The organism is Haloterrigena gelatinilytica (assembly GCF_013342145.1).
GTDB lineage: Archaea > Halobacteriota > Halobacteria > Halobacteriales > Natrialbaceae > Haloterrigena > Haloterrigena gelatinilytica.
Map to the genome: position 1 here is coordinate 18,736 of NZ_JABUQZ010000003.1, position 14,745 is coordinate 33,480.

29 protein-coding genes are annotated in these 14,745 nt (G+C 65.1%); 28 read left to right on the forward strand and 1 reads right to left on the reverse strand.

Annotated features, from left to right (window positions below):
- Nucleotides 1-57 precede the first annotated feature (57 nt).
- From HTZ84_RS22155 to HTZ84_RS22210, 12 genes are all read left to right on the forward strand, one after another.
- Nucleotides 58-246 (forward strand): hypothetical protein, encoded by a 189-nt coding sequence (locus HTZ84_RS22155; RefSeq protein WP_174682809.1) that lies wholly within the window; start codon nucleotides 58-60, stop codon nucleotides 244-246.
- Nucleotides 243-896 (forward strand): hypothetical protein, encoded by a 654-nt coding sequence (locus HTZ84_RS22160; RefSeq protein WP_174682810.1) that lies wholly within the window; start codon nucleotides 243-245, stop codon nucleotides 894-896. The genes HTZ84_RS22155 and HTZ84_RS22160 overlap by 4 nt, the downstream gene beginning before the upstream one ends.
- Nucleotides 896-1,258: a hypothetical protein gene (locus tag HTZ84_RS22165; RefSeq protein WP_174682811.1), complete on the forward strand. Its 363-nt coding sequence runs from the start codon at nucleotides 896-898 to the stop codon at nucleotides 1,256-1,258. The genes HTZ84_RS22160 and HTZ84_RS22165 overlap by 1 nt, the downstream gene beginning before the upstream one ends.
- Nucleotides 1,258-1,497, forward strand: coding sequence for a hypothetical protein (locus HTZ84_RS22170; RefSeq protein WP_174682812.1), 240 nt, complete (start codon nucleotides 1,258-1,260; stop codon nucleotides 1,495-1,497). Before HTZ84_RS22165 ends, HTZ84_RS22170 begins: the two co-directional genes overlap by 1 nt.
- Nucleotides 1,498-3,303, forward strand: a complete 1,806-nt coding sequence (locus tag HTZ84_RS22965; RefSeq protein ID WP_254611866.1) for a DUF7563 family protein — start codon at nucleotides 1,498-1,500, stop codon at nucleotides 3,301-3,303.
- Nucleotides 3,300-4,376, forward strand: coding sequence for a deazapurine DNA modification protein DpdA family protein (locus HTZ84_RS22180; RefSeq protein ID WP_174682813.1), 1,077 nt, complete (start codon nucleotides 3,300-3,302; stop codon nucleotides 4,374-4,376). The genes HTZ84_RS22965 and HTZ84_RS22180 overlap by 4 nt, the downstream gene beginning before the upstream one ends.
- The gene (locus HTZ84_RS22185) at nucleotides 4,373-4,621 is read left to right on the forward strand and encodes a winged helix DNA-binding protein (protein WP_174682814.1); all 249 of its coding nucleotides are present in this window, start codon (nucleotides 4,373-4,375) and stop codon (nucleotides 4,619-4,621) included. The genes HTZ84_RS22180 and HTZ84_RS22185 overlap by 4 nt, the downstream gene beginning before the upstream one ends.
- A 29-nt stretch (nucleotides 4,622-4,650) precedes the next feature.
- Nucleotides 4,651-5,085, forward strand: coding sequence for a hypothetical protein (locus HTZ84_RS22190; RefSeq protein WP_174682815.1), 435 nt, complete (start codon nucleotides 4,651-4,653; stop codon nucleotides 5,083-5,085).
- A gap of 94 nt (nucleotides 5,086-5,179) precedes the next feature.
- Complete coding sequence (locus tag HTZ84_RS22195) at nucleotides 5,180-5,335, forward strand: hypothetical protein (RefSeq protein ID WP_174682816.1); 156 nt, start codon at nucleotides 5,180-5,182, stop codon at nucleotides 5,333-5,335.
- Nucleotides 5,332-5,544 (forward strand): hypothetical protein, encoded by a 213-nt coding sequence (locus HTZ84_RS22200; RefSeq protein ID WP_174682817.1) that lies wholly within the window; start codon nucleotides 5,332-5,334, stop codon nucleotides 5,542-5,544. The genes HTZ84_RS22195 and HTZ84_RS22200 overlap by 4 nt, the downstream gene beginning before the upstream one ends.
- On the forward strand, nucleotides 5,541-5,852 hold the full coding sequence (locus HTZ84_RS22205) for a hypothetical protein (protein ID WP_174682818.1): 312 nt from the start codon (nucleotides 5,541-5,543) through the stop codon (nucleotides 5,850-5,852). Before HTZ84_RS22200 ends, HTZ84_RS22205 begins: the two co-directional genes overlap by 4 nt.
- Complete coding sequence (locus tag HTZ84_RS22210; protein WP_174682819.1) at nucleotides 5,849-6,067, forward strand: DUF7511 domain-containing protein; 219 nt, start codon at nucleotides 5,849-5,851, stop codon at nucleotides 6,065-6,067. Before HTZ84_RS22205 ends, HTZ84_RS22210 begins: the two co-directional genes overlap by 4 nt.
- A 20-nt stretch (nucleotides 6,068-6,087) precedes the next feature.
- Here the strand turns inward: HTZ84_RS22210 and HTZ84_RS22215 are convergent, their stop codons facing one another.
- Nucleotides 6,088-9,243, reverse strand: a complete 3,156-nt coding sequence (locus HTZ84_RS22215) for a hypothetical protein (protein WP_174682820.1) — start codon at nucleotides 9,241-9,243, stop codon at nucleotides 6,088-6,090.
- A gap of 156 nt (nucleotides 9,244-9,399) precedes the next feature.
- On the opposite strand from HTZ84_RS22215, the gene HTZ84_RS22220 reads away from it, so the two are divergent.
- From HTZ84_RS22220 to HTZ84_RS23085, 16 genes are read left to right on the forward strand one after another with little or no spacing between them, the layout of a single operon-like run.
- The gene (locus tag HTZ84_RS22220) at nucleotides 9,400-9,714 is read left to right on the forward strand and encodes a PadR family transcriptional regulator (protein ID WP_174682821.1); all 315 of its coding nucleotides are present in this window, start codon (nucleotides 9,400-9,402) and stop codon (nucleotides 9,712-9,714) included.
- Nucleotides 9,714-10,016 (forward strand): hypothetical protein, encoded by a 303-nt coding sequence (locus HTZ84_RS22225; RefSeq protein ID WP_174682822.1) that lies wholly within the window; start codon nucleotides 9,714-9,716, stop codon nucleotides 10,014-10,016. Before HTZ84_RS22220 ends, HTZ84_RS22225 begins: the two co-directional genes overlap by 1 nt.
- Nucleotides 10,016-10,330 (forward strand): hypothetical protein, encoded by a 315-nt coding sequence (locus tag HTZ84_RS22230; protein WP_174682823.1) that lies wholly within the window; start codon nucleotides 10,016-10,018, stop codon nucleotides 10,328-10,330. The genes HTZ84_RS22225 and HTZ84_RS22230 overlap by 1 nt, the downstream gene beginning before the upstream one ends.
- A complete protein-coding gene (locus HTZ84_RS22235) occupies nucleotides 10,331-10,669 on the forward strand; it encodes a hypothetical protein (protein ID WP_174682824.1) in 339 nt (112 codons plus the stop codon).
- 2 nt (nucleotides 10,670-10,671) lie between these two features.
- Nucleotides 10,672-10,887 carry a hypothetical protein gene (locus HTZ84_RS22240; RefSeq protein WP_174682825.1) on the forward strand — a complete coding sequence of 72 codons (216 nt, stop codon included), beginning with the start codon at nucleotides 10,672-10,674 and terminating at the stop codon, nucleotides 10,885-10,887.
- Nucleotides 10,880-11,587, forward strand: coding sequence for a hypothetical protein (locus tag HTZ84_RS22245; protein WP_174682826.1), 708 nt, complete (start codon nucleotides 10,880-10,882; stop codon nucleotides 11,585-11,587). The genes HTZ84_RS22240 and HTZ84_RS22245 overlap by 8 nt, the downstream gene beginning before the upstream one ends.
- 2 nt (nucleotides 11,588-11,589) lie before the next feature.
- Nucleotides 11,590-11,838, forward strand: a complete 249-nt coding sequence (locus HTZ84_RS22250; protein WP_174682827.1) for a hypothetical protein — start codon at nucleotides 11,590-11,592, stop codon at nucleotides 11,836-11,838.
- Nucleotides 11,831-12,010: a hypothetical protein gene (locus tag HTZ84_RS22255; protein ID WP_174682828.1), complete on the forward strand. Its 180-nt coding sequence runs from the start codon at nucleotides 11,831-11,833 to the stop codon at nucleotides 12,008-12,010. Before HTZ84_RS22250 ends, HTZ84_RS22255 begins: the two co-directional genes overlap by 8 nt.
- The gene (locus tag HTZ84_RS22260) at nucleotides 12,007-12,300 is read left to right on the forward strand and encodes a hypothetical protein (RefSeq protein WP_174682829.1); all 294 of its coding nucleotides are present in this window, start codon (nucleotides 12,007-12,009) and stop codon (nucleotides 12,298-12,300) included. The genes HTZ84_RS22255 and HTZ84_RS22260 overlap by 4 nt, the downstream gene beginning before the upstream one ends.
- Nucleotides 12,297-12,614: a hypothetical protein gene (locus tag HTZ84_RS22265; RefSeq protein ID WP_174682830.1), complete on the forward strand. Its 318-nt coding sequence runs from the start codon at nucleotides 12,297-12,299 to the stop codon at nucleotides 12,612-12,614. Before HTZ84_RS22260 ends, HTZ84_RS22265 begins: the two co-directional genes overlap by 4 nt.
- Entirely contained in the window at nucleotides 12,611-12,979 is a 369-nt protein-coding gene (locus HTZ84_RS22270; RefSeq protein ID WP_174682831.1) for a hypothetical protein, read from the forward strand. Before HTZ84_RS22265 ends, HTZ84_RS22270 begins: the two co-directional genes overlap by 4 nt.
- The gene (locus HTZ84_RS22275) at nucleotides 12,969-13,523 is read left to right on the forward strand and encodes an HNH endonuclease (RefSeq protein ID WP_174682832.1); all 555 of its coding nucleotides are present in this window, start codon (nucleotides 12,969-12,971) and stop codon (nucleotides 13,521-13,523) included. The genes HTZ84_RS22270 and HTZ84_RS22275 overlap by 11 nt, the downstream gene beginning before the upstream one ends.
- Nucleotides 13,520-14,008, forward strand: coding sequence for a hypothetical protein (locus HTZ84_RS22280; RefSeq protein ID WP_174682833.1), 489 nt, complete (start codon nucleotides 13,520-13,522; stop codon nucleotides 14,006-14,008). Before HTZ84_RS22275 ends, HTZ84_RS22280 begins: the two co-directional genes overlap by 4 nt.
- Nucleotides 14,001-14,258 (forward strand): hypothetical protein, encoded by a 258-nt coding sequence (locus HTZ84_RS22285; protein WP_174682834.1) that lies wholly within the window; start codon nucleotides 14,001-14,003, stop codon nucleotides 14,256-14,258. The genes HTZ84_RS22280 and HTZ84_RS22285 overlap by 8 nt, the downstream gene beginning before the upstream one ends.
- Complete coding sequence (locus tag HTZ84_RS22290) at nucleotides 14,248-14,541, forward strand: hypothetical protein (protein ID WP_174682835.1); 294 nt, start codon at nucleotides 14,248-14,250, stop codon at nucleotides 14,539-14,541. The genes HTZ84_RS22285 and HTZ84_RS22290 overlap by 11 nt, the downstream gene beginning before the upstream one ends.
- Entirely contained in the window at nucleotides 14,534-14,662 is a 129-nt protein-coding gene (locus tag HTZ84_RS23085) for a hypothetical protein (RefSeq protein ID WP_256403546.1), read from the forward strand. Before HTZ84_RS22290 ends, HTZ84_RS23085 begins: the two co-directional genes overlap by 8 nt.
- Nucleotides 14,663-14,745: the final 83 nt, after the last annotated feature.

Sequence of the window (14,745 nt, forward strand, 5' to 3'; positions counted from 1 at the left end):
TGTTAGGGCATGACGCGCGATAGTTCGTGCTCCCCTGGCAATAGAGGATTCCGAACCATGAGCACGTTACAGACTGAACGACTTAAATCTAGCCGCAACGAATCGACGGAAGAGAACCCGTCACAGACCACCAGCAAGCCACGTGTCATCGGCACGTCCGACGGCGAGGTCAACGTCGATCTCCCGGCGACCCCATCCTACGAGCGCAACTACAGCGATCTCATCGAGGAGGCCGTCCGCCAATGAACGGTCGCTACAACGCGGGCGACGGCCAGACCAACGAGTTCCCGAAACTCAAGGCCACCCACGGCGAAGATCCCGCCCGGTGGCTCGAGTCGAGTGAACTCATGGCGACCGCACGCATCCGCGGGATTCGCGACCCGGAACTGCTCGAAGCCTACCACGCGGTCGCAAAACAGATTACGGCTGGCAAGTTCCGCGAGTCGATTCTCGAGGCGATCGCCGAGCGCAAGGCCGACCTCGGACTCGTGGCTGGCGACGAGCTGGCCGACGCGCCTACTCCCGACGCGACCGCCGACCCGGTCCCGGCGACCGACGGCGGAACCGAACTCTCCCACTCCGAAGAGGAGACAGACACCGCCGAACCCGAGGTTTCCGACGTTGCGATCCATCCCGACGCGGCGGGACTCGAGGCCGGCGAGGTCCTGGTCCTCGAGCGCGGCGAGCGCACGGAGTACATTTTCCCGGCGACCGCCGACGCCGCCGAGCCGTATCTCGCCCGCATCTTCGCAGACGGGGACGAGCGCACGCCGGAACCGGTCGCCCTCTCGTTTGATGAAGTCCTCTCGCGCTTCGAGGGGTCGCCCGATTCGGTCCCGCTGGCAGAGATCGACGTCGATGCACCGCGGGGCGCGGCGACCGGAGGCGATGCCTAATGCCCGGACTCTCCGGTCGCATGACCTACACTGACCGCAAGCGCGCCCGTGCCAATCACCTCGAGTCCGAGTATGACGACTTCGGCCCCGAGGATCTCCCCGAGACTATCGGCGCGTTCGAACTCTCCTACACGGACCCCGACGGCGACTACTGCCCGAAACACGACGAGTCCTACCAGTACGAACACCCGGACGGGCGCACGCTCGAGATTACCATGACCGAACGCAGCCACAGCTACGAGGTGCTGACGCGGACGACCAACGATGGCGTCTGCTACACGAAAGACGAGGAGGTCGGCCACTATGGCTACCTTGGACAGGCCGCCGAGGCTGCCGAGGATCGATTCGGAGGTGATGCCTAATGCTGTGTTGCGAGCACTGCCAATCGCCGAAACACCTCCGCATCACCAAGAGCCACACGACCGTTTCGAACGACCACACGCAGGTTCTCAAGATCCACGAGTACCTCAAGTGCCGCGAGTGTGGCCTCGAAGGGACGGCCACGGCCGACCTCGAGTCCGAGACGCTCGACCTCTCGGGCGGGCTGGTCGACTCTCCCGAACGCCCGCGAGCGACCCCGCGTGTCGGAGGTGGGGCCTAAATGGCCAACCCACTGGGCACCGAGAAGGTCTCGGACACCGAACTCCTCGCTCGCGTTCGCGAGTGCTACGACGCCGGCCAGACGCTCTCGGGTGGCGGCGTCACCGCCACGACGGCCGCCGCGGACCTCCCGATCGCCCCGAAGACGGCGGAGGATCGCCTGCGCGACCTCGCCGAACGGGGCCGCCTCGAGCGCGACTGGGGCTTTTCTGATCATGGTCACCGCCTGGGCTACCGCTGCCCAGAGGATCGCACCGTCGCGTTGCGTGACGGCGAGTCCCGCGACAACGCCCACGCGGGCGCGGTCAACGCCCAACTCGCCGAGGCCGACGCCGAGCTTCGAGACGAACTCGAGGCCCGGCATGGCGACGACGATGGCGATCGGGAGGTTCGGGCCGACGGCGGCCAGACCACACTCCCGGTCGGCGAGACGCGCCCGCCGCAGGTCCTCGCGAACGTCCGCACGACCGCGATGGGCGAGATCGTCGCGATGGTCATGTGCGCCCACCGCTTCGACCCCGAAGACCTCCGGGGCTGGCACACCCACGAGCCCGAGGCCGTCATCCGCGGGTGGGTCCAAGAGAACGCCGAGGCGACGGTCTCGCGGCTGCTCGGCGACGACGCACAGGACCACTCGACGCGGTCTCCGGCGTGGGTTCCCGAGATCGAACGCGAGCGGATGCGCGAGCAGGCCCGCGACGACGACGGGACCGAGCAAGCGACGCTCGTCACGGACGGCGGTGCGATCGACTGGTACTGCCCCGACTGTGGCGAACGACGCCGCACGCACACGGTCGACGAACCAGACGGGCGCTGCTATACCTGCGGCACCTCGGTCGACTGGCAGCGCACGCCACCAGCGGACGACCGGGAGATCCGCGCCGACGGGGGCGTTCCGTCCTCGGATGGAATGGAACGATTCGAGGGGGTCGACGAGATCGTGCCGAACGGCGGTCGCGATCGCGACGGATCTCACCGAACTCTTGGCCGCTGGACCTTCGAGTACACTCCGGCACGGGAGTTCGTCGAAGACCGACTCGAGGGTCGCGTTCTCAACGCCTGCGCGGGGAAGACGCTCCTCGAGCACGACGGCGAGGTCGTTCGGAACGATCTCAACCCAGACCGAGACGCCGATCTCCACGTCGACGTGTGCGAGATAGCGGACCACTTCGTCCCCGGAGAGTTCGATACGGTCGTTTTCGACCCGCCGTTTGACGATCACCAAGCGGACGACAAATACGACGGCCTGCGCGCCGACGGCGTTCTCGAGGCGTTCGGAGAGTTCGCGAAGCTTGTCCGGCCGAAAGGGCGCGTCATCACGTTCGGATGGAACTCGTGGGGCATGTCGTCGATAGACGCTTTCGAGCGCGAGGAGACGGTCCTCCTCCAACGCGGCCCGTGCCTTCGCGATGTCATCGTGACCGTAGACCGCCGGACCAACCATTCTATCACGGTGAAACGGAGCGGAAACGGCCGCACACTACACACGGAAACTGACGATTCCGACCTCCGCGCCGACGGCGGCACGGTCGGACTCGACGGCCGCCACTGGACGCCGACCGCCGGCACAGACACGGACTCCCCGAACGCCTGTCAGAACTGTGGTGCCCAGCACACCAGCCAGTACGCGCGTGTCTTCGGCGATTCCGAGACCGACACCCTCTGGCACTGTCACGACTGCGACGAGCCCGAGATTTGCGGCCGGGATATGAAACAGGGCGCCGGATCGAATCCCGACTACGACCCGCTGGTCGACCGCGGGAAGTCGACCGACCACTACCCGGTGTTCGGAGGTGAGGGGCAGTGAGCGACGACCTCGAGAACGTCGACTCGGCCCACTCCCACCGGCCCGGCTACTCCATGACCGAGCCGTGTGAACGCTGTGGACGCGACGGCCCGTGGCTCAAACAGCCGATCGACGAGGGCGGCCGCGGCGCGACCGAGGCCTACTACGGCTACGCGCCGGGCCGTCTCTGCCGGGGCTGTCACATGGAACTGCTCCCGAACCCGGAGGTCCTGTACACCGAGCTACTGGACATCGAGTTCACGTTCTACTACGGGTGCGCGTCCGGGTCCTCGCGAAAGGCGCTCCGCAAGATGGAGGAATCGCACGTCATGGTCTCCTACGCGACGAAAAACAACGGACCACTCGGGACCGAATCGGTCCACTTCACCGACTGTGGCGGCGCCCCCGATTCGTTCAAAGACGGCGATATGGCCGACACGGGCGACTACGTCACCAGTGACGGCGACTACCTCGAGTACGTTGCCGAGGCCGACGCCGACCTCTGGTCGCTTCGAGACTACCCGTGCGAGCCCGACGTGCTCGAGACCCACGACCGGACCGTCGCCGACCACCAGCGGATGACCATCGATCGCCACCGGTCGCTTCTCGATTCGGCGGCCGACCGCGGGATCGACGGCCAGCCGGTCGCGGTTCTCCAGGGCTGGACGGTCGAGGACTACCTCGAGCATATCGATGCCCACCGCGAGGCTGGGACGCTGACCGACTACGTCGGGATTGGCTCAATCTGTCGCCGGAACGCCGACGAGGAGATTCAGGATATCATCCTTGCCGTTCGCGACGCGCTCCCGGCGCGGTGTCGGATTCACGCGTTCGGTGTCAAGCTCCCGGTCCTCGAGAAATCGGGCGTGCTTGATGCACTCGCCAGCGCCGATTCGTGTGCCTACGATTACGGGCTCATGATGGAGGCGATCTACAACGGCGGCGACTACTCGTGGAAGCCGATCGTCGGCGAGTACCTCGAGTTCAAAGAGCGCGTCGGCGAGCTACTCGAGAGCTACGACGACCTCGAGCAACAGTCCCTCGGCGCGTTCGGCGGCCAACCAATCGCCACCGACGGCGGTGAGACCCAATGAGCCGCGCCGCCAAGGCGGTCCAACAGCGCCGCCGGGACGAACAGTACAACGACGTGTTCCGGGCGATCGCCACCGCCGACACCGCACCGACGAAACGCGAGATCGCCCTCGAGACCCACCGCTCGGATGGCCAAGTCCAGCGCATCCTGCGTGACCTTCGCGAGTACGGCCGCGTGCGCCGCGTTCGCGACCCCGAGGACGGCCGCATCATCCGCTACGAGATTACGACGCGCACCGACCAATGAGCATTCGCAACCCGAAAGGGACCACACAAATGGCAGCCACACCCACCCAGACCGACCGTACCGACACGCAACCGACCGACGCGACGCTGACGCTGTTTGCCGCCCGGCCACGCTACGAGGGCGGCGAGTCACTCGCGGCGATCGCCGACGACCTCGAGTCCGACCTCGAAACGATCGCTCGCGAACTCCGACACGCGGGCGTGCTGAAACCGTGGGACGACCCGCGGGCGCTCGCGCATCTGTACCACGAGGACGACCACGCGCTGGCCGACCTCGCCGACTGTTTCCCCGATGGCCCCGGCCCGGAGCCGATTCGCCGCCGGATGGAACGGTACGGCATCGACCGCGAGCCGACGCTCGCGGAGCAACTGGCCGACCCGGAGTTCGGCCCGGAGGATCTTGGCCTGTCGCCGACGACCGGCGACGACCACGCGAAGTACACCAAGCGAGGGGAGCGCGCATGAGCGCCTACGGCCAGCTCGTCCCCGACTCGGAGCAAGCGGACCCGGCAGACGTCGAACAGGCGATCGCACGACTCGAGCGCGAGGGCGAGCACGAATGACGCCGTTCCCCATCACCACGGCCGCGCTCGCGGCGATCGTCGGCCTGTGGGCGCTGGCGGCCGTCGGCGTCGGCGTTGTGGATCTGGCGACGCGCCTGCGTGCCGGCCGTGTTCGCGCACCCAGCGGACTCGAGGAGGCCGATTCCGAATGACGCGCCACATGACCGACCGGAAGGACTGGGTCTACATCGCGGAGTGTTCCGAGCACGGCGACGAGCACGTTCGACTCGAGGCCAGCGCCCGCGCCGCGGCCGAGGGCTATCAGGACCCGGAGGAACTGTTCCCGATCGACGAGTGTCTGGGGTGTGGTGCCTCGCTTGCGACCATCACTGAATCCCAACAGACGGAGGTTCTCGAATGAGCACAAACGAATCCGACGAGACCGAGCGTGCGGACATCCCGCCGAAGGGGCTCCCCGAGAAATGGCGAGACATCGCCGCCCACACGCAGCGGGATAACGAACCCTACGCGAAAGCACTCCGGCGCTGCGCGACGGAACTCGAAGACTCCGACCGCTATCCAGATACGGAAGCGGACGACCGCGACCGCGTGGTCGGTCACCTTGAACAGTTCTACACCGTCCGCGAGGACGGGACAGCCCATGCAGAGGGTCTTGAACCGGGGAAGTATGCCCTCGTGCGGTTCGACCCGGAGCGTGAGAACGAATGAGCACGAACACCGACGACCCGTTCGACTACGAGCACGATATCAGGTCCCCGTACGCCACCCGGCCCGACGACGTGCTCGAGGCCCACCACATCGAACACGAGACGGCGCCGGACGAACTGGCGATCTTCCCCGCGAGCGCGGGCGACGAGGTCACGCACCAGTGGATGGTCGCGACCGGCGCGGAATCGTTCAGAGACCTCGAGAACTGGCGATAAAAAACAGCGACCGGACGTTTCTACGCGACGACTTTCTCCCCGATGAACGTCTGACCGACCGCCAGCGGCCAGCTTACCTCGGGAATGCGAGCGTCTGCCCAGTGAGCGATTCGGTCGGCGAGATTCGGTTGCTCCACTGTCCGAATCGTCACGCTTCCGTCGCTGTCTGTGTAGGTCCGAATGATGGCCTTAGTGCTTGAATCACTCTCGCCGTTCGGTCTCGTCACTTCGCCGAACCGAGTGCCGCCGCCCTGTAACACGGCATCGTCGTTTCGCCACGCAACGGCGCTCTCGCCGTAGGAATCGAAGTGAACCACCACTTCGACGTTGGTCTGAAGTGCTCGCTCCGAAGATCCTTGCACGACACTCACCTCGAGCGCGTGGTCGCGCACGTCAATCCCGGCGTCGGGTTTCACATGCAGCGATCCAATCGAGGCCTCATCCCCTGGTGCGACGGCCATCACGCTGGTCGTCCCGCGCTCGGTCTCGATTTCTGCCGATTCAAGCACCTCCCCAACCACGGCGTACTCGCCGCCGACACCCTCGCCGATACGGACGGTCGCGGGCTCGCTGCGGGGATTCTCGAGTGCCCGAACGCTCTCGCGCACGACGTACTCGCCGGTCTCACCGGAGACGGTCAGCCGCAGGTCGTACACCCCGACGCCGCCGGTGTCGAAGCGCACGCGCCCATCGGTCAGATTCGACACCCGAACCGCGCCGTCGGGGCCGACGACCTCGTGGCCGACGATCTCCCTGCCGTCGACGCCGACCGAGACCCGTTCGTCGGGACCGGGGGCCAACGTCGAGAATTGGACGGCTTCGAGCGCCCCGACCTCGCCGATCGGCACGCGGTCGTCCAACAGCCCGTCCTCGCCAGCGCCGACGACGCGGACCTCGCCGGCCTCGCCGTCGATCGGTGCATCGTCGACTACCAGTTCATCGTCGCTGAACCAGCCACCCTCATCGACGTGGTAGTGTTCTTCGACAACCGTCTCACTGCTTCCGTCGGGGTAGTGAATCTCGGGGGCCAGCGTCTCGGGGTCGACGCCGTCGGGCAGCGTATACTCGAGGTCGAGCGTCCCGTTGATCGCCTCGAGCGAGATATCCTCCGCGCTCGGCGGGTCGACGGTCGCCGCGGTCGCGAGTGCCCGTTGCATGTGGTCGGTCTCGCGGGCGAGTTCGTCGCCGCCCAGCTCGTCGGCGTCGCGAATCGCCTCGAAGTCGGACCGATTCAGGTACGCCGACTCGGCGCCGGGGACGGTCTCAACCAACCCGCGGTGGGTCTGGTACACCGACTCGAGGCGCTGGCGTTCCATCTGGTCGAATCGCTGGTCGTACTCACTCCGAAGTTCGGCGACTGTTTCGTTCAACCGCTGGTCCTCGAGCAAGGCCTGCAAGTCCGCGAAGGACTCGATATCGCCGCTTGGTATCGAGTCGGCCCGATAGACGTCCACCGCCACGCCCTCGGCGGGCGGGGCGACGGGCTGGCCGTCGGGTGCGGGGAGATACACGCTCCCGTTGTACCCCGACAGGCGCGCTTCCCGAAGGTCTTCGAGCGACGGGTCGGTGACGCCTTCGAGCACGGTCCCGTCGGCTTTCATGGCCGTCAGTTGGACCGAGACCGCCCGTTCGTCGATTTGCATTTCGAACCGCCCCTCGGAATCGGTCCGCACGGTCTCGCGAACGATGGTCTCCTCGGCGAGGAGAGTCGACACGCGTTCGGCCCGCTGGGTGAGTTGGCCGGCCTCGTCGCGCATATCGTCGGCGATCGCACTCGCAATCTCGTCGGGGTCGCCGACGGAAAAGACGTAGCCCGCACCGCCGTCGGCCGGGGCGACGCGATAGATGCCGACCGGAAGCGTTGTCCGCACGCCGTGATGGTCGCGCTCGGTGAGGGGATTCGCGCCGGTGGTCGTGGCGATCGGACTGGTTTCGTAGGTCCGGGTCTCGAGGGTGTCGCCGCTGCCGGCGAGTTGCTCGACCTGAATCTCGCCCGCCGTCGTGGCGCCGGGGAACGACCCGTCGACTTGGTTCTCTATCCAGCCACCGTCGGCGCCGCCGTCCCACAGGGAGAGCGTGACCTCGCTTCCCTGCGAGACCGTGAGTCGGGGCTCTTCAACGGAGGAATCGGCGATATGCGTCGTCCCGACGCCCCAGTCGTCGGATTCATGCACCAGCGCGTAGGTCGCGTCCGTGTCGGTATGCGAGTCAAGATCGTAGTCGGGGTCCCACGCGGCGGGGAGCGGATTCTCGAGGTCCGCGAGTAGGTCCTCGGCTTCGCGTTCCAACGCGCCGGGGTCGGTGGACTCGAGGCCGCCCTCGATCGCCCCAACGCCGATGACCGTAGCGTTCGAAACTCCCGAGCCTGACTGGTCCGTGACGCGCCCCGATATCGTCTCGGTGCGATCAATCTCGGCGTGGAACTCGACAATTTCCTCGGATTGGGAGAGGTCGCCGACGTACCACTTCCCGTTGTACAAGCCCATGCCGTTGGCTTCCCCGGAGAGGTTCCCGCCGATATCGTAGGTCTCGAGCACGTCGCCCTCGAGTGTGGTCTCGGTGACGGTCTCGCCCGCGTCGCCGGTCAGATACAGACTGTCGCCCGCGATGTGCAAGCTGATCGTCGTGTTGTACGGCGAGCCGATGCGCTCGCGTTCGGTGTAATCGCTCCCGTTGAAGACGGCGATCTCACCCGCGTCGGCGACGTAGATATCGCCGTCGTGGGCATCGAGGTTCCACGGCGCTTCGTTGAACTCGGTGGTCGCAAAGGTCGAATTATCCCACAGGACTTCGCGATTCGTGAATCCATCGTCGTACTGATAGACGACGTTTTCCGCGCCGGAGGCCACCAGCCACGTCCCGTTGTGCCGGGTCATCCCCGAGGGCTGGATACTCAGCGCGTGCTCGTTGGTCACGGAGAGCGACTCGTCGAGTACGTAGACGGTTTCCGTGTAGCCACCGCCGACATAGAGGCTCCCGTCGTGTTCGGCGAAGCCTTGGGGCCACTGCTCGCCGCTGATCGACGTGCCGTTGCCGGTCGGTTCCCAATTCTCGTGGTCGGTACCATCGCTTGTCGTGGTCGTGGTCGCCGTCGCCGTCCCGATCGGTACGCCCGCGACGATGGACGTGACCAACAGGGCCGACAGGACGACCGCGCGTATCGTGTGCCGTTTCATTGGTGGAAACGGCGTGTCCGGGGCTATCGTCGTGTTCGTTCGGTGACTGAATGAAGGTTCGGATTCCGTAGGGGTTGACCGATATTGCTAGTTTCCGAGGTCAGAAATCGGGTGGTCGGGGGAACGTTTAAGCCTGAAAAGATACAATTCTGAAATATGGCACAAGCTGATAGAAGCGCCATGCGAGCGGCCCCGAACCTGACTGCATTCCAGCGCGATTTGCTGTTCGTAATCGCGTCCATTGGCCCCGCGAAAGGGCTCGCAGTCAAAGAAGAACTGTCTGACTACTACGCGGCCGAAATAAATCACGGGCGTTTGTACCCCAACCTTGACACGTTGGTCGACAGCGGGTACGTCGAGAAAGGCCAGATGGACAAGCGGACCAACAGCTACGAACTCACGCCGGCCGGCGAGCGCGTGCTCGAGTCTCGTCGCCAGTGGGAAACTGAGCGGTTCGGAGGGGATGTGTGATGGCGGCCGAAGCTACGGGCCGCGAGATATTCGACTTCGAACCCGCCGCCGCGTCCCGATACGACGGCGACCACGAGTGCCAGTACGACTGCGAGGAGACCGCCGACTGGGTAGTCGAGTCCAAGGCGTCGGGCTACACGGGCGGCAGAGTGTTCTTCTGTTGCCAGTCGTGTAGTCGGGACAATCGGATCTATGCTCGCGAGAATGAGCTGTATCGCGCCGACCTGAGCGACGACGCCGCCGAGGTTATCCCCGACTCGGAACTCGAGCACGTCGACGACTTCGCGGAGGGCGATTCGTAATGCCTGCTGGCGAACCCAACGTCGAACAGAACGCCGGTCGGTGCGATATCTGTGGGTCGCCGATCGACATGACGGCCGGCGACGAGCTGGTTCTCTCCGAGTACGGCATCGACGACGAGGACGTGCGAGCCGAGTATGACCTCGATGACCAGGATGCGATCGACGCGGTCGCGGACGCCCTCGAGAGCGTCGCCGAGTCTGGCGCGGGCCGCGAACTGGCGTCGGTAATCCGCGAGACGGGCACGATGCGCGTCCACCAGTCGTGTCTCGAGGAGACGAACTACTCCCTGCTCGAAACGGAGGTGCCGGCGTAGATGCCTGACGACTCTCCCTACCGATCCGAGGGCATTCAGACGCCGCTCCACGTCCCAGAACCCGATACGATCAATTCCTTCGCCGTCACGGGCGACTTCGGATTCAACCACGTCGAGGGACCGTTCGCCGTCGAAAAGGACGGCACGAAGTGGACGATTGCCGTTCCACACGACGACGTACTCAGCCCGTCGGTCTTGAAAGACAACGAAGGCGACGGCTGCGTACTCCTCGCGGATTGTGAACCCGTCGGCGGCGGGCTCGTCGAGACGGTCCACGACCCGGAGGGCGAAGGCGAGTTACACGTCGTCGTCGACCAGTATCCCCGAGGTGACGAGTAGCCATGCCCGACGCCGAACCCGCGTTCCAAGTCGATATCCCGATCGTCGTCACGCCCGAGATGGCCGAAGACATCCGCGACGACCTCGAAGAAACCGGCCGTGTCTCGGTCGAACTCCGAACATCGCGAGCGCCGAAGGCCGTCGAGATGATCGAGTGGCAACTCGAGCACGAACAGCCGCTCCTCGAGTTCACGGAGGACTACGATTCCAATGAGTAAATCAGCACACCAAACCGACGCGACCGAATCGAAGCGACGTACTGCGATCGAACAACTCGGCGGCCCACGCGCCACGCAGATGTACTACGACGCCGACCGCGAGCGCCCAGCCGTCCTGCGGCAGAAAGACGGCTGGGGCGTCTCGAAACGCGACTACATGGAGCGCACCTGGTACGTCGTCCACCCGCGGTGTTACATCGCGGACCACGGCTGCGAGATCGAAACGATCTCTCAGCGCACCAAACTCGAGCGCATGGAGACGGACCGCTACCAGACCCTTCCCGACGCAACGGTCGACCAAATCCTCGAGACCGCACAGGCGCGCAACCTCGAGTGGTACAAAGCCGAGTGTCCGCACATCCCCTACGACGGCGAGGGCGGCGTCAACGTCTATCTCGACGGCGAGTATCTCGAGTCCCGGTCCGTTGAGAGCGAGCACAAAATCACGGCCAAAGACGAGCCGTTCGACCCCGAATTCGAGGTTCACGTCGAGTATGGCGATGATCCCGGCCCGGTCGTACTCGAGACCGACGGCGAGACGACCGAATACACGCGGGCGAACGAACCCGATGCGATAGAAGACGGCGTAGTCTACGAGCCTGCCGACGGCAGCGACGCGCCAACGGTCGAGTTACGCGTCGATACGGGCTGTGAGGACTGTGGCGAGACCGAGTACGATCTGTCGGAGGTGTCTGTCTAATCATGACTGAACCCATCCCCAAACGACCAGCCGACCAGTACGCCCACGTCGACCGCCAACAGGATCGTGACGTTCGTGACGCCGACGCCTACTACACGATGGCCGTCTTCGAGGAGGGCGACCAGTACGTCGCCACCCAGGACGGCGCGTCACTCGAGGCCCGCGGGTTCTCCCCGGCGGAGGCGATCGCCAACTACGCGAACGCGGTCGACGCGAAGAACAACGGCGAACAGGTGGTTCGTGATGCGTAACCATCCAGCGCCGGGCGCCAAAATGCCCGCTGGCGGGACCGAGTTCGCCCCGGAACCGATCACTTGCGATCGGTGTGACGACCCTGCGACGCGCTCGTGGGAAGGCGACGGCCAAGACCTCGACCTCTGCGAGGACTGCCACGACGCCCTCGGGAGGTGGCTCAACCGATGACGGAGCTTACCGACGCCGACGTGGAAGCCCACTACCGCGAGCGCGAACAGGAATACGAGGACCTCAACGCTCGTGCCCACGCCACCGACGAGTCGCAGTTCATCATCGACTGCCCCGACTGTGGCACGCCGATGGTCCTCGGACAGTTCTGGAAAGGCGTCTCGGTGCCGGCGTGTCCCGACTGTAACGACACGGCCGATACGTGGGCGTTCGAACCACGAATCTCGGAGCGCCGCGCCGAGACGATCGCCGCCGACGAGACGGATCTCTCGGAGTTGATTCGGTCATGAAACGCATCACCAAAGCCGACTATCTCGAGGAGGCGCCCGAAATCGAATCGCAGGCCGACCGACTCCGTACCAGTACGGACCCGCAACTCGTCGCCCGCGTCACGCGCGAGTACTGGTGGTCCGTCGAATACCTCGCGTGGATCGACGGGCGCTGGTACGGCTGCGTGCAGAACATCGACGACGACAACCAGTGGGAAACGACCGACGTGGGCGAGTACACTGACGACCAGGCCTACGGGATTCTCGCCGACGCTGCCCGCGAGGATCGCCCGGAGGTAATGCAGTTCGTCCCGCGGGGTGACAGTCCGCTATGACCTCGGAATCTGCCGACACACCCGAAGTCTACCCCACCGACCCCGAGACCCGACTCTACCCGTGGCAATCCGCGCCCTCCCAAATCGAACAGGCACTCGAGGCCGCCCGCGACGGCCCGACCGAACGGGAGTTCATCAACATGCTCCACTCGCTCGACGGGATTTCCGTACTGGCCGACGGCCGCGAGGAAGAGTGGCGACCGACCCAGATTACAGTCGAGTGCCACAGCGAGGCCATGCAGTCGAGTTCGGCGACGCGGGACCTCATCACGATCGCCCGCCGCGCCGGCTGGCAGCTCGCGAGCGTCGGCTTCAACTATCGGCACCAACTCACACTCGAGGAGCGTGGTTCGCATGTCGAGTGACCGCCAACGGAAGCTCAACAAGCGCATGGACGACCTCTTCCCACAGGAACAATCGGACCTGTGCCGGGTCTGTAACGAGCCGGTCGTCGACGGCCGATGGAACTACTGCTCGGAGCGCTGCCGGGAGATCGCAAACGCGGTCCAGCGGATGTTCCTGTGGGACAGCGTCCGCGAACAGATCCTCGAGCGCGACGACTACACTTGCCAAGAGTGCGGGCTCTCGAAGGACATGTGGTGGCGGGCCTACCACCAGACCAAAGAACGGATCAAAGAACGCGCGCCACATCCAGGGCAACAGGCAAATCCCGACTTCGACGCGTGGCGCGAGCGTCGGCGTACGCTCACCGATCGCTACGGCGTTGACTCGCCCAACGGATCGTTCCACGTCGATCATATCACGCGGATCGCTGACGGCGGCCACCCGTTCGACGAATCGAACCTTCGAACACTCTGCGAGCACTGTCACAAACGGAAGACAGCCGACGAGAACAGCGCTCGAGACCTAGCGCCGGACGTGACGCTTGCGGACTACATGGAATCATGATCCGAACGATACTCGAGAAAGCGGAGGCCGTGGTCATGGCCGCCGCTGTGCTCCCGATTTGGGCTTTCTGCCAACTCCTCCAGCGCAACCAGGATCTACCCGACCGCGACCCCGCCGACGGGGACGACTGTATCACGTCCTTCGAAGCGACCGAGCCCGCCCGAATCGAGTACCGCCCGACCGAGGACACGCTCGAGGCGGCGGCCAACTCACCGACCGAGTACAACGTCTACACCGAGCGCCGCGTTACGATCGACCCCGATCGACTCGAGGAGTGGGTGCGAGCGAACTACGACGACGAGACGCGGGTTCATATCCAGACGAAATACGGGACGGACGTGTACACGCGCGGCGAGAAACTCGACCACGAGTGTCCGGTCTGTGGCGACCCCGCGCTCGTCGTCTCGCGTGGCGGGCAGCGAGAGTGGTCCCATACCGACCGCGACGAACCGTGTACGCTCGAGGAGGTGGACGACGGTGAGTGACCGCCGAACCAGTTCTCACCGATTCACGGCGCTCACGGTCGGCCTGCTCGTCGTCGCGATGGCCCTCGGACTGACCGCGGCGCTGGTCGACGACACCGAGTGTACGGCCGAGTTGCACTACCAGAACGGCACCGTCGAAGAGGTCCCGGCGACGGTCGGCGATAACGGCGGGTGTGTTCCCGATCGCGAGGCACTCATCGAGCGGGGCTACTGGAACGATACACCGGAGGGCTCAGACGATGTCGAGTAACGACCAGGACACCGACCGCGAGTTCACGGTGTTCTGTCTGTTCCACGCCGCGGCGGGGTGTCTCGCCATCCTCCTTGGTAACGCCACAACGGACATGCTCGACCCGGCGCGCTTCGAGCAGTACGGACCGATCGCCGAGTTCACGATCGCCATCACACCAGCGTTCGCGATGGTCGCTGGCACGGTGCTGTTCGCCGGCTCGGCGCTGTTGTGGCTGGTGTTCGCAGACGCCGACCCGGACCGAAAGCGTGAGTTGATCCTCTGGAGGGACGACGATGCGTAGAACGTGCCAAGGCTACTGCGGTGGCTACGTCGATCTTGCCGAGGCCCACACGGTCGGTCGCGACGGCGAGAAATTCTGCGAGGATTGCTACGAGCGCTGGCGACAGTCTCGAGCCGACTGACTGATTTTCACTCGACACGCGGGGTGGTCTCGCGACTGTTACACTCGAAACGTGGTGTGCCCCCAGTTGCCGAAACCGCTATA